This window comes from Streptomyces aureus, assembly GCF_000725495.1.
GTDB lineage: Bacteria > Actinomycetota > Actinomycetes > Streptomycetales > Streptomycetaceae > Streptomyces > Streptomyces aureus_B.
In genome coordinates this window covers 333,915-348,902 of sequence record NZ_JNZD01000003.1, presented here as the reverse complement: position 1 = coordinate 348,902, position 14,988 = coordinate 333,915, and the positions used below count along the sequence as shown (strand labels likewise).

Below are 14,988 nucleotides of genomic sequence, written 5' to 3'. Positions count from 1 at the left end.
CACGGATTCCGGCATGCGCAGGCGCACATGCGAAAGGCGCTGCGGGTCCGGTACGGCGTCCTTGCCGTCCGGCGCTGCGCAGCGCCATCGATACGGACAAGGTACGCGGCCGTCCATAAGTGGCTCAACCGGCGCGTTGAGGGCTGTGCCATTGGTACAGTCGAAGAAGAACATTTTCGGCCGCGAGGAGGCCAACGGACCATGCCTGTGGACGAGCTCGACACCCGCATCCTGCGTTTGCTCCTGGAGCAGCCGCGTACGAGCGTCCGTGAATACGCCCGCATCCTCGGCGTCGCGCGCGGAACGCTCCAGGCCCGTCTGGACCGGCTGGAGCGGGACGGGGTGATCACCGGGACGGGTCCCTCGCTGTCGCCGGCCGCTCTCGGCCATCCCGTGCTCGCCTTCGTGCACATCGAGGTCACCCAGGGCCATCTGGACGACGTGGGCGACGCGCTGGCCGCCGTGCCGGAGATCATCGAGGCGTTCTCGATCACCGGAGGCGGCGATCTGATCACCCGGGTCGCGGCGCGGGACAACGCCCATCTGGAGGATGTGATCCAGGCGCTGATCAGCCTGCCGGGCGTGGTCCGCACCCGGACCGAGGTGGCGCTGCGCGAGCGGGTCCCGCACCGGCTGCTGCCGCTGGTGGAGTCGATCGGACGGGCGGCGCAGGGCTGAGCCCGCCGCTGGAGGATTCACCCCGAGCCCACCGCGGGTCGCTCGCTCCGAGCCCACCGCAGGTGGTTCACCCTGAACCCGCCGCAAGTGGTTCACCCCGAGCCCCCGCGAGTGGTTCACCCCCGGACATCGCCCGGGTACGGATCGCTCCTGGGCATTCTTGACCGCATGAGCACCATCGACGGCATCTCCGTCATCTTCGATCTCGACGGAACGCTTGTGGACAGCGAACCGAACTACTTCGAAGCCGGACGCCTGACCCTCGCCGAGCACGGTGTCACCGGCTTCACCTGGGCCGAGCACGAGCGGTACGTCGGCATCGGCACCCGCGAGACGATCGCGCTCTGGAAGGAGCGCTACGGTCTGACGGCCCCGCTCGAAGCGCTCCTCGCCGAGACGAACCGCCGCTATCTGGAACTGGCCCGCGCCTCCACTCCGGTGTACCCGCAGATGCGGGCCTTCGTGGAGCTGCTGGCCGCGGCCGGCGTCCCGATGGCGGTGGCCTCCGGTTCCTCGGCCGAGGCCATCGAAGCCATCCTGACCGGCACGGGTCTGGCCTCGCGGATCACGACCGCGGTGTCGGCCGACGAGGTGGAGCGCGGCAAGCCCGCCCCCGACGTGTTCCTCGAGGCGGCGCGCCGACTGGGCGCCGCCCCGGCGGACTGCGTGGTCCTGGAGGACGCCGCTCCGGGCGCGGCCGCGGCACACGCGGCCGGGATGCGCTGTGTCGCCGTCCCCTACATCGCCGAGCAGGCCGACGATCCGGCCTTCGCACGGGCCGGCCTGCTCGTACGGGGTGGTCAGGCCGCCTTCACGGCACGGGCGGCGTACGACTGGCTGGCCGACCGGGGCACGCGTTCCTGAGCCGGCAACGTTCCTGAGCCGCGACGCGCGGAGGCGTCGGGAGCACGGCGCGGATCGACGCAGGCATTGGGAGCGCGGCGCTGACCGGCGCAGACCCTGGAAGCACCGCGCTGACCGGCGTGGCCGCTGGGACCATTGCGCCGGTCAGCGGCGGACCAGCCGGGCGTGCGCCGCGGTCGGTGATCCGACCAGGTCGACCACCCGGTAGCCGTCGATCCCGTCCCCGAGGTCGTCGAACAGTCGCTCTCCCCGGCCCAGCAGCTGCGGGACCACGGCGATGTGCATCTCGTCGACGAGTCCCGCGCGCAGGTACTGCTGGACGGTGGACGCTCCGCCCGAGAGCTGGACGTCCTGGCCCGCCGCCGCCTCGACGGCACGGGCGAGGACCGTCTCCACGGGTTCGTCGGTGAAGTGGAAGGTCGTCCCGCCCTCCATCACGACCGAGGGCCGCAGGTGGTGCGTGTGCACGAACACGTCGTTGTGGAACGGCGGGTTGGAACCCCACCAGCCCGTCCACGACTCGTCCTCCCAGGGCCCGCGCCACGGCCCGAACATGTTGCGGCCCATGATGGTGGCGCCGATGTTGTCCTTGCTGCGCTCCACGTACTCGGCGTCGACTCCCCCCTTGCCGTCGGCCAGGTCGCGCATCGCCGCGAACATCCACTCGTGCATGTCCCCGAACCCCTCGCCGAGCGGCTGCTCCAGGCTCTGGCGGGGACCGGCGGCGTAACCGTCGACCGAAACGGTGATGTTGTGTACGCGCAGCTTGGGCATGACCGTGCTCCTGGGGTCCGTGGTGTCGTGCTCCGTGATGTCGTGCTCTCACCCGTACGTCGAACGGGACGCGCCCGGATCGACAGCCCCTCGCCACTTTCCCTCAGGACCGGACGGCGCCCGGGTCACCGCGCCGCCGACGGAGGCGGCAGGCGCAGTTCGGCCAGGTCCGGCGGTACGGGGGTGTCGGGGCGGAAGAACGGGGCGGGTTCGTCGTCGGCCGCCGTGGCCGGTGCGTCGGTGAGGCGGAAGCGGTCGCGCAGACGGCCGTAGAAGTCGGTGGGGCGCAGCCGGACGAGGCGAACGCGCTGCGGGGCCCGGAACACCCCGATCCAGTCGCCGGGGCCGAGCACCCCTCGCAGCTGGCCGTCGATGCTGACGGCGGCCTGGCCCGAGTGGGGCAGCACCCGCAGGGCCACGGGCTCGTCCGGCGCTGCGACCACGCTGCGGTCGAACGTCATGTGCGGCGCGATCGGGGTGAAGACGACCGCGTCCATGTGCGGGGAGAGCACGGGGCCGCCCGCGGCGAAACTGTAGGCGGTCGAACCGGTGGGGGTGGCCACGGCGAAGGCGTCCGCCGAGTAGGCGGCGAGCCGCCGTCCGGCGCAGTAGACCCCGACGCTGACCTGGTGGTCCCGGGCCAGTTTCTCCAGGACGACGTCGTTCAGGGCCGTGACGTCCAGCGCCACTCCCCAGCCGTCTCCCTCTTCCGTCTCCGCTCTGACCCGCGGCGGCGGGAGCGCGGGACCCCGTCCGTAGCAGAGCACGGCCTCGATCTCCCCGGGGATCTCCAGGGCCCGGTTGGCGCGCATGGTCAGGGTCATCCGTTCCTCGACGGTGGCCTTCCCGTCGTGGACCGCCTGCAGCGCACGGGTGACGTCGGCCGCCGGGACCTCGGTCAGGAATCCGACCTTGCCGAGGTCGACGCCGAGCACGTCGGCGCCACTTTTGACCGCGATCCGGGCGCCGCGCAGGAACGTGCCGTCGCCGCCGAGGGTGACGACGAGGTCCGGGTTCCCGGCCGCCTCCGCCTCCGCGCGCCCGCCGCGACGGCCCTGGTCACCGGCCCAGACGTCGATCTCGGTGCACCGGATGCCCCGCGCGTCGCACCAGCCGTGGACGGCGCGGGCGACATCTACGGCCGCCGTCCGCCCCTGGTGGACGACCAGACCGACACGGTGCACGGACACGGCGACCTCCAGGTCCCCAGGGGGCGTGGACGCGTGCCGGGGCCCACCGTCGACGCCGGGAGACCGGGGCGAGCCGGTCCGGCGCCGGGCCCGGGGCACGATTCGATCCTTCCATGAATACGGCGATTCGGTCGGACGGGAAGCGGACCGTCGGGCCCGGCAGTCCGATCGGGGCCATTCGATCCCGGCTCTCCGACCTGGGGGTGTCCGGTCCCCGCGGTCCGCGCGCGAAGCCCGTGCAATACGGCCGTCCGGACACCCTCAACTCCGGCTTTCGAAGAACGGCTTCGCCATCTCGTGCGCCCTGGGCGCGTGTTGGCACCGCGCGCCGCCGGAGCCGCCGATCACACCGGGCGGATTCCAGCCGTGTCGCCGCAACCCGGTTCGGCAACCTGCTTCCGCTCAGGCCGAGTTCGGATGCTGCCAGCGGTGAGGCAGCGCCTTGGCGAGTCGTTCCGCCGGCCGAACAGATTCGGTCACTCGGGCATCCCTGCGAACGCTGAACGACTATCGTCTCGAATTGACGTCTCCTGAGCGACAGCTACGGCTCGGAGGTTCCGTCACGGCCGCTTTCCTCCGTATTCCGGACTGCTTCGACAGCCCCCATGAAAGGTTCCTTTCGTGATCAACAATAATCGTGGGACTAATTACGAGAGCGTCCTGCTCGACCGCAAGGGCCAGGCCGAAGCCTTCGACGCCATCGGCGACCGCTACGACGAGGCCTTCCCGCACAAGGAGGGCCAGGTCACCGCGGGCGAGTGGCTGGTCGGGTCACTGGGCGAGGGAGCGCGCGTCCTGGACCTCGGCTGCGGCACTGGGGTGCCCACCTCCCGCCAGCTGGCCGACGCCGGGTTCGACGTCGTGGGGGTCGACCTCTCCGGCCGCATGGTGGAGCTCGCGAGTTCCTACGTCCCCGGCGCGACGTTCCATCAGCTGGACCTCGCCGACCTGCGCCCCGGCGGTCCGCGCGACCTCGGCCGCTTCGACGCCGTCGCCGCCTTCTTCTCGCTGCTGATGCTGCCGCGCGCGGAGATCCCCCTCGCCCTGCGGACCGTCCGTCATCTGCTGTCCCCCGGGGGCCTGTTCGTCCTGTCGATGGTCGAGGCGGACGTGGACGACTTCGCGATCCCGTTCCTTGGGAACACGATCAGGGTCTCGGGCTATCTCCGGGAGGACCTGCACCGGGTCGTCGAGGAGGCCGGCTTCGAGATCGTCAGGGAGAACTCGTACACGTACGCCCCCGCGGTGACCGACGTCCCGCCCGAGGAGCAGGTCTTCCTGTGCTGCAGGCGGTGCGACTGAGGAGGCCGAGTCCGAACCGCGGACCGCGCCACCCATCTGGACGGGACAGAACGCGTGACCGAGCACCACACCCCGCACGAGGGGACCGCACCGCCCCGGGGCCTTCCACCGGCCGCCGCCGTGACGGACGGAGGCGTGCCGCAGACCGACCGCCTCCGGTACCTCGACGTGGCGACGCGGCGGATCGCCCGGGGGATGGACCTGGACGGGACCCTCAGGGAGCTGCGGCAGGCTGCCGTACCGGCGTTCGCGGACGCCGTCTTCATCCACCTGGACGATCCCCTGCCGGTGGGTACGGAGCGGCCGACGGCCCCCCTCGTGCTGCGGCTGCACAGCGCCGAACGAGCGGAACCGCCGGCACGGCACCCCGACGCGGCCCCGGAGCCGAGGACGGCGCCTCGCTCCGCCACGGCACAGCACCCCGACGCGGCCGCCATGGCCCCGCTCCCCGACGCCGCCCCCCGCGTGGAGCCGGCCGGCGGCGGACGGCTCGCGGAGCTGCTCCGGGACGGGCGTCCCGCGTTCGGTGACGCGCCCGGCAACGCGCCCGCCGTCGCCGAACTGCTCGCGGCGGCGACCGGCCCCGCGGGAGCGCTCCCGCCCGGCCACCGCCTGATCATCGCGCCCCTGCACGGCAGCCATCACGTCCTGGGCGCGGTCGTCCTGCTCCGGAGCGCGCACCGCCCCGCCTTCACCGGCGACGACCTGCTCGTCGCCTCGCAACTCGCGACGCACACCGCGCTCGGGGTCCAGAAGGCGGTCATGTACGGCCACGAGGCTTCCGTCGCGGACACGCTCCAGCACACGATGCTCCCGTCGTCCCTGCCCGAACCCACCGGCATCCGGCTGGCCAGCCGCTATCTGCCGGCCTCGAAGACCGCCCAGGTCGGCGGCGACTGGTACGACGCGATCCCCCTGCCCGGCAATCGTGTCGCCCTGATCGTCGGCGACGTCATGGGCCACTCCATGACCTCCGCCGCGATCATGGGCCAGCTCCGCACCATCGTGCAGACCCTCGCCGGTCTCGACCTGCCGCCCAACGAGGTCCTGCACCACCTCGACGAGCAAGCCCAACGGCTGGGCAGCGACCACATCGCGACCTGCCTCTACGCGATCTACGACCCGATCGCGCACCGCCTGCTCATGGCGAACGCCGGCCACCCGCCCGCGCTCCTGCTCCACGAGGACGGCCGGGCCGAGGTGCTCGGGATTCCGCCCGGTGCCCCCATCGGCGTCGGCGGGGTCGTCTTCGAATCGGTGGAGATGGCCGCACCCACCGGAGCGACCCTGGTGCTCTACACCGACGGGCTCGTCGAGTCCCGGGACACGGACATCGGCAGCGGTCTCGAAGCGCTGCGGGACCGGCTCCAGAGCACCGCGCAGGGGCTCGGCTCGCTCGAGGTGCTCTGCGACCACGTCCTCGGCACGCTGGGCCCGGGGACCCGGGACGACGACATCGCCCTGCTCACCGCGCGGTTCGAGGGCTTCCCCGCGGACAGCGTCGGCTACTGGTTCCTCGCCCCGCATCCGATGACCGCGGGGCAGGCGCGCCGGCTGACCCGCAGGGCCCTGCGCCGCTGGGGCCTCGAGGCACTGATCGAGCCGACGGAGCTCATGGTCAGCGAGATCGTGACGAACGCCGTGCGGTTCGCCTCGCGGCCGCTGTCGCTGCGACTGCTGCGCACCGACGTGCTCCGCTGCGAGGTGACCGACGACTCGCCCCAGGTGCCCAGGTTGCGTCAGGCCGGCCTCGGGGACGAGAGCGGTCGCGGCCTCCACCTGGTGAATCAACTCGCCCTGCGCTGGGGCGCGACACGGGTGAGCAGCGGCAAGGTCGTGTGGTTCGAGCAGAAGATCCCGTCGAAGTAGCGCCCGCCCGGACCGGCTTCCGGATTCGCCCGATTCGTCATCGAAGGTTCCACGGTCGGCATACCCGTCCGGGGTAGGCTGGCGGTCCTAGCTCGCAGGAAGTGCGGACGCCCCTGATGACGGTACGAGAGTTGCCCCGGGCCCGGTTCGACGGCGCCGCCCTCCGGGCCGGCGGTCCGATCGTCACACCGCACCCGGCCGCAACCACCGCCGTATCGCTCTGTCACGGAACCACCGACACCACAGCCGTACCGCCCCCTCACGGGACCACCGGCACCACCGCCGTACCGCCCCCTCACGGGACCGCCGGCAGCACCGCCGTATCGCCCCCTCACGGGACCACCGGCACCACCGAGGTGCCGCCTTCGGAGCCGCACGGCGGGCCGCGAGCGGCCGAGAGGCCCGTCGTCCGTCCTCGTCTCACCGCGCACATAGGCAGCGTCCCCACGGCTTCCCGCGTCCTCTGACGCCGCCCAGCCGTGTGGGGACCACCCCTTACCGCCTGTCGCGCATCGAGAAGAGGACCCTTCGTGAACAGCATCGACCGTCGCACCGTCCTCGCCGGACTGGGAGCGGCAGCCACCGGCCTGGTCGCCGCCTGCGGCAAGGACGCCCCCGAGACCCCCGCCCTCCTCAGCCCCACCGGTTCCCAGGTCGCCCGCGTGGAGCGGAAGCGCAGCGCCACGGGAAGGGTCCAGGGCCTGACCGTGACCGCGGCGCCCGCCACCCTCGACCTGGGCGGCGGGGTCCTGGCCAAGTCCTGGGCCTTCGACGGCCGGGTTCCCGGCAAGGAGGTCCGGATCTCCGCCGGCGACACGCTCTCCGCCGAGCTGTCCAACCAGTTGCCCGACGGCACCACGACGTCCATCCACTGGCACGGCATCTCGCTGCGCGGCGACATGGACGGGGTCCCGCCGGTCACCCAGGACCCGGTGCGGTCCGGCTCGAACTTCACCTATCGCTTCGTCGCCGACAAGCCCGGCACGTACTTCTTCCACCCGCACGTGGGCATCGAGGTCGACCGCGCCCTGTACGCGCCGCTGATCATCGAGGACCCCAGGGAACCGCTGTCGTACGACGACGAGTGGGTCGTCGTTCTCGACGACTGGCTGGACGGCGTGACCGGCACGCCGGACGACGTCTTCGCCGAGCTCAGCCACGGGATGTCCGGCATGAAGATGAAGAACGGTGGTCCGCGGCGTTCGGAGTCCTCACGGCACCCGTCCATGGCGGCGCCCTCGTCTCCCTCTGAGACCTCTCCCTCCGGCGACGGCGCGACGACGCGGTTCCGGCTCAGCGGCGCGGCCAGCCCCCTGCTCGGCCGCGACGCCGGGGACGTGAACTACCCATATCACCTGATCAACGGGCGCGTGCCGACCGACCCGGCCTCGTACACCGGCAAGCCCGGCAGCCGGGTACGCCTGAGGATCATCAACGCGGGCGCCGACACCGCGTACCGGGTGGCGCTCGGCGGGCACAAGATGACCATCACGCACACCGACGGCTTCCCCGTCGACCACGAGGAGGTCGACGCCCTGCTCGTGGCCATGGGCGAGCGGTACGACGTGCTGGTCACCCTCGACGACGGCGTCTTCCCGCTCGTCGCGCTCGCCGAGGGCAAGGACGTCTCCGGCATGGCCCTCGTCCGGACGGGTTCGGGAGCTCTCCCGGATCCGGCCGTGCGGCCGGGCGAGCTCGACGGCCGGACCGTGACGGCCGGGCAGCTGCGGGCGAGCGACGGCGCACGGCTGGAGGCCAAGGAGCCCGACCAGGTCATCCGCGTCAAACTGACCGGCAGCATGGGCGGCTACGACTGGGCGATCAACGGCAAGCGGTTCGACATGAACGACCCGACCGCGGACCCGCTGCTCGTGCAGGAGGGCCAGCGGGTCCAGCTCGACTTCATCAACTCCTCCGGCATGTGGCACCCCATGCACCTGCACGGCCACACCTACCAGCTCGGCGACGGCGGCCCGCGCAAGGACACGACCATCGTGCTGCCGAGGTCGAAGGTGTCCGTCGTCTTCGACGCCGACAACCCCGGACAGTGGATGCTGCACTGCCACAACGCCTACCACAGCGAGGCCGGGATGATGGCGCTGCTGGCCTACGGGGCCTGAGTCGGGGGAGCTCGCGTCGACGACGACCCCGGGCCGGCTCACCGGCCGGTGAGCCGGCGGGGGGAGAGCTGGCTGGGCGGTTCGGGGCAGGCAGCCTTGCCGTCTCGCGGTCCCGGGTCGGACCGCCTGACGTAAGGCCGTCCGGAATCGTCAGTCAGCGGTCAGCGGAAGCTCAGCCGCACCTCGCGGTTCGGGTTGTCCCGGTTGGTGTCCTCGTCGTGAGCGGTCGGCGACGGCCGGTACGACCTGTTGGCGTCGCGACGCCTTTGTCTGGCACTCGATCGATCAGCAGCCGTTGCGCTTGGTCACCACCGTCGTCGTCCCTGCGAGCTCTCCCACTATCGCTTCAACTCACTGAGCAAGCAGCAACTCCCGTCCACAGCCCGCAACAAGCGGGCGATGTCGTCGGCGCTCAGCGAAACGGAAGCTCACTCTCAGGAAGGCAGATCGGAGGCGCTCAGCACGACCGCCGCGGTAAGGATCCGTGGCGGCTTCGTCGACATCTGCTGTTGGTGGTCGATCAGGTCGAGACGCTTGCGGAGCCGCACATCGAGCTCGACCGCTTTACGGCGGAGGCTATCGGAGGACTCCCTGGGCTTCTCACCTCTGCATTCCTTCTCGGAGGCCGTCGCAGCGTCGAGGAGCAGCCGCTCACTCTCCGAGGTCAGGCGTTTTGCCACCAGATCACGGGTCCTGGTCAACTCGGCCAGGCGACGAGGCTGGACTTCTGCCAGGTATTCGGGAAGCTGGTTGGCGATGATCCAGGTGGTCGCCTTGGACTCGGCGTCCGCCAGCCAAGGCAGCCCTTCCACGACGTCGGTCGCCACGCCGTCGGGCGCCGCAGCACAGTCGAGGTAGGGCGCGGGGCCGGCCGGGTGCACGGTGCCGCGACAGTCGACGTAGGCGTACGAGAACCGTCGGGCCACCGACTCCCCTGTACCGTCCACGACCTCTTCGACGACCCCGACGAGGAGGCGCGGTGCGTCAGGAGCGGCCGAGACGAGGACGGTGCCCCGGCTGAGGGCATCCCCGAAGTTCCGGATGGTTTCCGCCATGACGGCGTCGTGCAGCGGGTGGCCGGGGGCGAGCAGGTCGACATGGGCACGGTCGTCGGGCTGGACCCGGCCGAGGTCGAAAGTGACGTGGTCGTACTTGGTGGGGATGGGCCCCTTGCCCGCCGATCGGATGTGTTGTGGAACGTGGGAAATCTCGTGACGACCCTGTGCCCGCTTGACGATCCGGCCACCAAGCCGGGTGAAGGCGTCCTTGAAGGTCGATTCGATGTCGTGCGGCTCAAGACGCCGGGCACCGGCATCATCCATGGTGGTGCGCAGAACGCAGAGATCGGCATCCGAGAGGTGCTCCGATGCGAGCGCGCGTTCATCCAGGAGATTCTTGAGGCCATCTCCGACGGTGCTGCCGATGACCTCGTGCATTCTTCCCTTGACAGCCGGCTGCTCACCGTACTGGATCGCCTCGAGGAGCAGGTGTCGCAGCGGAGCCTCGGCGAATGCCTCTCCCAGGACGTCGAAGACCTTCCCGCCGTACGTCTCGCGCATCTGGTCGAGTTTCTCCAGCAGGCGTGTGAAGACCTCGCCCTCGCGGGTGTTGGAGGCGACGAGGTTCCAGAGCCGACAGACCTCCTCCTGGCCGATGCGATGGATACGGCCGAAGCGCTGCTCGATACGGTTGGGATTCCAGGGCAGGTCGTAGTTGATCATCAGATGTGCGACCTGCAGGTTGAGTCCCTCGCCTGCGGCGTCGGTGGCCAGTAGGATCCGAACGTCGCGGTTTTTGGTGAATTCCTCGGTGATCTGCCGGCGTTCTGCCCGCCGCACGCCGCCGTGAATGGCCTTGACGGCATCAGCACTCCCCAGCAACGAGCTGATCTTGGCCTGCAGGTAGCGAAGCGTGTCGCGGTGCTCGGTGAAGACGATCAGTTTCCGCGGGTGCCCCTCGGTGTCCGGCACCAGCGCGTGGTCTCTGAGGAGGGCGGACAGCTCGGTCCACTTACGGTCCGTGCCCGCCTCCCGGACCCGCTGCGCCGTCCGCACCAACGTCCTCAGCTCGACGAGCTCGGCATCGAGCTCCTCAACCGTGCGTGCAGCCGTCGCCGCATCGAGCAGTTCCTCCTCGATCTCCTCGATCTCCTGGGCGTCGAAGTCGTCGTGGTCGAAGGATGCGAGGTCGACGGTGGGCATGCTCTCGCGACAGGTGCCGTCGAGGATCTCCTGTCTCCTGCACTCCAGGCGCTCGGTACGCCGGACGAGGCTCTTGTAGATCGCCTCGGGACTGGAGGCCAGCCGTCGCTGCAGCACGGTAAGTGCGAAACCCACGGTGTTCTTGCGTGTGCCGCCAATGCGGTCGGCGCGGTTCATCCCTGCTCGGACGTAGTGGGTGACGTCTTCGTAGAGGTCGTACTCGAGTGCTGTGAGCTCGTAGGGGACGGTCTCAGCCACTCGCTCGGGAAAGAGTCTCCTGCCCTCGAAGGTGAGCAGGTCCTCCTTGATCATGCGCCGCATGATTCCGCTGACGTCGGCACCCATCTTCTGCCTGCCCTCGAACCGGTCACGGTCCAGCAGGGTGAGGAAGAGCTGGAAGTCCTCCTCCTTTCCCGAGTGCGGGGTCGCGGTCATCAGGAGCAGGTGGCGTGTGATCTCCCCAAGCATCTCGCCGAGCTGGAAACGCTTGGTCTTCTCCACTTTGCCGCCGAAGTAGTGACCACCCATGCGGTGCGCCTCGTCCACGACGATCAGGTCCCAGTCCGTCTCCTGGAGCTGTGCCTTCAGGTGCTCGTTGCGGGAGAGCTGGTCCATGCGGGCGATGAGAAGCGGGTGGGCCTCAAAAACGTTGAGATGGAGCTGCGAGTCGGCGAGCTGGTTCGTGAGCAGATCGAAGCGGAGGCCGAACTTGAAGAAGAGCTCGTCCTGCCACTGCTCGACCAAGCCTCCTGGAGCCACGACGAGGCACCGTCTGACGTCGTCGCGCAGCAGCAACTCCTTGATGTAGAGCCCGGCCATGATCGTCTTTCCCGCACCCGGGTCGTCGGCGAGCAGGAAGCGGAGCGGCGTACGAGGCATGAGTTCGCCGTACACAGCGCGAATCTGATGCGGGAGCGGCTGGACATCGCTGGTCGCCACGGCCAGCATCGGGTCGAACAGGCCCGCCAGCGAAATCCGCTGAGCCTCGGCGACCAGTTTGAAGTCACGTACATTCGCGTCGAAGGCGCGGCTGCCGCTTCGGGCGATACTCAGTCTGTCCTCGTCCCTCCGGAAGACGACCTGCTGGTCGAGAGCACCCCCGGCCGTCTTGAAGGTCAGCTCGACCGCACTCCCGCCGTGCGGCTGGGCGGCAATGAGCGTGACGACCTCCGCCGGTACGAGTCCGTCGATCCGCAGCCCCGGCTTGAGCTCCTCGAGCAACACGTGCACAACCTCCGCTTGGCAGCCCGTGAACGCTACTCGGACGTTCCGGCGATGTCGTGATCCCGTCGACTTGATCGATCGGGGTCGCTAATCTTCCCAGAGGTCATGCGAGTCGGCGGGGGCAATGGAACGAGAAGCACGTCATCACCTGCGTGGTGTGGTGGACGACGTCAGCGGTTGGCACGAGCTCGCGGCGGGGATCGCCGAGCGGCGTGGGCCCGTCGAGTCAGCGGCGGAGGACGCCGCCAGGCAGCTCCTCGACCGCGTGGTCTCGCTCGGGACCAAGACCACCACCTCATGGCGCGTCCTGCAGGTCTCACCCTCCGACGCCGGCCTGGTGACCGCCCTGGCTTGCCGCCAAGCACTTCCGGCGATCACGGCCGGTAGCCGGCAGGGCATCCGTCGGCTGACCGACGACGCCGGCCAAGCGCTGACAGCTGTCCGCGCGTTGTTCGGTGCCCGCCGGATCTTCTCGGGCAAGAGCCGCAAGGAGGAAGCGGAGCAGGCTGCCGCCTCCCTCTTGTCTCTCCACGAGGCGATCACAGGCACCCGACTCATACCCGAGCTGGAAGGCCTGGCGGCGTGGGACGGGAAGGCCGTCCCGGCGGTCGACTCCTCGGCCGTGCTCGACGAACAAGTCGGCCTCGCCCCGCGCCTCGGCGCCGGAGCCGAACTCGTCGGTCGGCATGAGCTGGACCCCGCCGGGACCGCACTCACCGCGATCGACCGTGCTCTGCACCGCGAGAGCGAGTTCAGAGCGGCTGTCAAGGCCGCCGGCAACGCCGTCCGGCAGACCGAGGTGCGCAAGCTGGTCACCGAGATGCCCGTCGAACGACTCAAGGACGCGACCAGCGGCCAACTACGCATCATGGCACTGCTCGATGCCGGAATCCGGACCGTGCAGCAGGTCCTCGACCAACGGTCGCGGATCCGGTCGCTCCCCGGTGTCGGGGACACCACGGGAAACCGGATGATCGGCGCCGCACAAACCATCTGGCAGACCACGATGGACGAGATGCCGATCCGCATCGACATCAAGGACCGCTCACAGGCCACCACGAAACTCCTCACGGCGATGCGGGCCTGGGACGCGGCGCGATCGATCCGCAGCGCGACGTCGGACCTCGCCGCCGCCGACGCGGTACGACCGCTCCTTCAAGGCCTCGCACCCCAGGCTTCCCACGTGGTGCTCCTTCCCAGGGCCCGGACCGTCGCCGAGCTGCGTACCGCGCTGGCGGCCGTCGAACGCCGAGGGGCCGTCCTCGACGGCGGGGACAGTGCTGCGGGCGGTGACCCTTGGGAGGACTTCCTCTCCCGGCCGGCCGACTACTACGCGATGCTCGCGGAGCTCGGATTCCTGGCCGACGACGCCGAGAAGAGCCAAGGCGACCTGCCGGCCGAGATCGTCGAGGCGGTCAGGGAACTCACCCTCGACACCACCCACCTCAGGGCGTCCCTGCGCGGGTACCAGTCCTTCGGCGCCCGCTTCGCGATCGTGCAGCGGAAGGTCGTCATCGGCGACGAGATGGGTCTGGGGAAGACGGTCGAATCCCTCGCCGTGCTCGCCCATCTACGCGCCAAGGGATCCTCTCACTTCCTGGTGGTGTGCCCGGCGGCCGTCGTGACCAACTGGGTGCGCGAAGTCCAGGCCAAGTCGGCTCTGCGGGCATACCGTCTCCACGGACCTGCTCGCGACGACGCGCTGCGGTCCTGGATCCGCAGCGGCGGAGTCGCCGTCACCACCTATGACATCCTCGGATGGCTGGAAGAGCGCATTCCCGAACGCGCCGAACCGGCGTGCTTGGTGTTCGACGAAGCGCACTACATCAAGAATCGGCACGCCAGGCGAACCCAGCGCTCCACAGGCCTGATACAGCGCTCCGAGCGAGCAATCCTCCTCACGGGCACCCCGCTGGAGAACCGGCTCGAGGAATTCCGCAATCTCATCGGCTACCTCCGGCCGGATCTTCCGATCGACGCCTCGGAGATCTCTCCTCGCCAGTTCCGGAAACAGGTGGCACCGGCCTACTTGCGGCGCAACCAGGAAGACGTCCTCACCGAGCTCCCGGAGAGGCTGGACATCGACGAGTGGCTGCCGATGTCCAGCGCCGATGAGCAGCACTACCGATCTGCCGTCATCGAAGGCAACTTCATGGCCATGCGCCAGGCCGCCCTGCGGGCCGGGGCCAAGTCCGAGAAGATGCAGCGCCTCATCGACATAGTCCAGGAGGCGGAGGAGAACCAGCGCAAGGTGCTGGTCTTCTCGTATTTCCGTGATGTCCTCGACTCAGTGGTGTCCAACCTCCCGGGGAAGGTGTTCGGGCCCCTGACCGGCTCCGTACCCGCGGCGGCACGTCAAAGCATGGTCGACGATTTCTCCCTGGCCCCCCATGGGGCCGTCCTCGTCGCACAGATCGTGGCGGGTGGCGTCGGCCTGAACATTCAGTCGGCGTCGGTCGTCGTGATCTGCGAGCCTCAGCTCAAACCGACGACGGAATGGCAAGCGATCGGCCGCGCCCACAGGATGGGGCAACTGGAGTCGGTGCAAGTGCACCGCTTGCTCTCCGAAGAGGGTGTGGACCAGCGCATCATCGAGATCCTGGCACGCAAGAACCAGCTCTTCGCGGATTTCGCCCGGGTCTCCGAGACGGCGGAGAGTGCCCCAGAAGCGTTCGACATCACGGACGCCGAGCTGGCACGGGAAATCGTGGCGGCCGAGCGGGAGCGCCTCCTCTCAAGCGGCTGAAGGCGGCGAGGTACGGAGCC

The 14,988-nt window shown here is 69.7% G+C and carries 9 protein-coding genes; 6 read left to right on the top strand and 3 right to left on the bottom strand.

All coding sequences use genetic code 11. The annotated features are described in order from the left end of the window. The first annotated feature begins 201 nt into the window (after positions 1 to 201). Both IO36_RS05960 and IO36_RS05955 read left to right on the top strand, forming a co-directional pair. Positions 202 to 678 carry an Lrp/AsnC family transcriptional regulator gene (locus IO36_RS05960; protein ID WP_037616832.1) on the top strand — a complete coding sequence of 159 codons (477 nt, stop codon included), beginning with the start codon at positions 202 to 204 and terminating at the stop codon, positions 676 to 678. Positions 679 to 846: 168 nt separating this feature from the next. Then, on the top strand, positions 847 to 1,542 hold the full coding sequence (locus tag IO36_RS05955) for an HAD family hydrolase (RefSeq protein ID WP_037616829.1): 696 nt from the start codon (positions 847 to 849) through the stop codon (positions 1,540 to 1,542). A gap of 144 nt (positions 1,543 to 1,686) precedes the next feature. On the opposite strand, the gene IO36_RS05950 is transcribed toward IO36_RS05955, so the two are convergent. Together IO36_RS05950 and IO36_RS05945 are read right to left on the bottom strand one after the other, a co-directional pair. Continuing rightward, positions 1,687 to 2,316, bottom strand: a complete 630-nt coding sequence (locus IO36_RS05950; RefSeq protein WP_037616827.1) for a dihydrofolate reductase family protein — start codon at positions 2,314 to 2,316, stop codon at positions 1,687 to 1,689. Between the two features lie 125 nt (positions 2,317 to 2,441). Beyond that, positions 2,442 to 3,506, bottom strand: coding sequence for an NAD(+)/NADH kinase (locus IO36_RS05945; protein ID WP_037616825.1), 1,065 nt, complete (start codon positions 3,504 to 3,506; stop codon positions 2,442 to 2,444). Positions 3,507 to 4,127: 621 nt separating this feature from the next. Between IO36_RS05945 and IO36_RS05940 the strand changes: the two genes are divergently transcribed. The 3 genes from IO36_RS05940 to IO36_RS05930 all read left to right on the top strand — a co-directional run bounded on the left by IO36_RS05940 (position 4,128) and on the right by IO36_RS05930 (position 8,797). Next, the gene (locus IO36_RS05940) at positions 4,128 to 4,808 is read left to right on the top strand and encodes a class I SAM-dependent DNA methyltransferase (RefSeq protein ID WP_037616824.1); all 681 of its coding nucleotides are present in this window, start codon (positions 4,128 to 4,130) and stop codon (positions 4,806 to 4,808) included. Positions 4,809 to 4,862: 54 nt separating this feature from the next. After that, a complete protein-coding gene (locus tag IO36_RS05935) occupies positions 4,863 to 6,677 on the top strand; it encodes a SpoIIE family protein phosphatase (RefSeq protein WP_425535510.1) in 1,815 nt (604 codons plus the stop codon). Positions 6,678 to 7,207: 530 nt separating this feature from the next. Beyond that, positions 7,208 to 8,797 carry a multicopper oxidase family protein gene (locus tag IO36_RS05930; protein WP_037616822.1) on the top strand — a complete coding sequence of 530 codons (1,590 nt, stop codon included), beginning with the start codon at positions 7,208 to 7,210 and terminating at the stop codon, positions 8,795 to 8,797. Between the two features lie 434 nt (positions 8,798 to 9,231). Here IO36_RS05930 and IO36_RS05925 read toward each other — a convergent pair whose 3' ends face one another. After that, positions 9,232 to 12,222, bottom strand: coding sequence for a helicase-related protein (locus IO36_RS05925; protein WP_245173133.1), 2,991 nt, complete (start codon positions 12,220 to 12,222; stop codon positions 9,232 to 9,234). A 157-nt stretch (positions 12,223 to 12,379) separates the two neighbouring features. On the opposite strand from IO36_RS05925, the gene IO36_RS05920 reads away from it, so the two are divergent. Further along, complete coding sequence (locus tag IO36_RS05920; protein ID WP_078943012.1) at positions 12,380 to 14,968, top strand: DEAD/DEAH box helicase; 2,589 nt, start codon at positions 12,380 to 12,382, stop codon at positions 14,966 to 14,968. The last annotated feature ends 20 nt before the right edge of the window (positions 14,969 to 14,988 follow it).

What these genes read in the sequence shown, in the direction of transcription:
- IO36_RS05960 (WP_037616832.1), top strand. Translation starts at nt 202, where the DNA reads ATGCCTGTGGACGAGCTCGACACCCGCATCCTGCGTTTGCTCCTGGAG.
- IO36_RS05955 (WP_037616829.1), top strand. Translation starts at nt 847, where the DNA reads ATGAGCACCATCGACGGCATCTCCGTCATCTTCGATCTCGACGGAACG.
- IO36_RS05950 (WP_037616827.1), bottom strand. Translation starts at nt 2,316, where the DNA reads ATGCCCAAGCTGCGCGTACACAACATCACCGTTTCGGTCGACGGTTAC.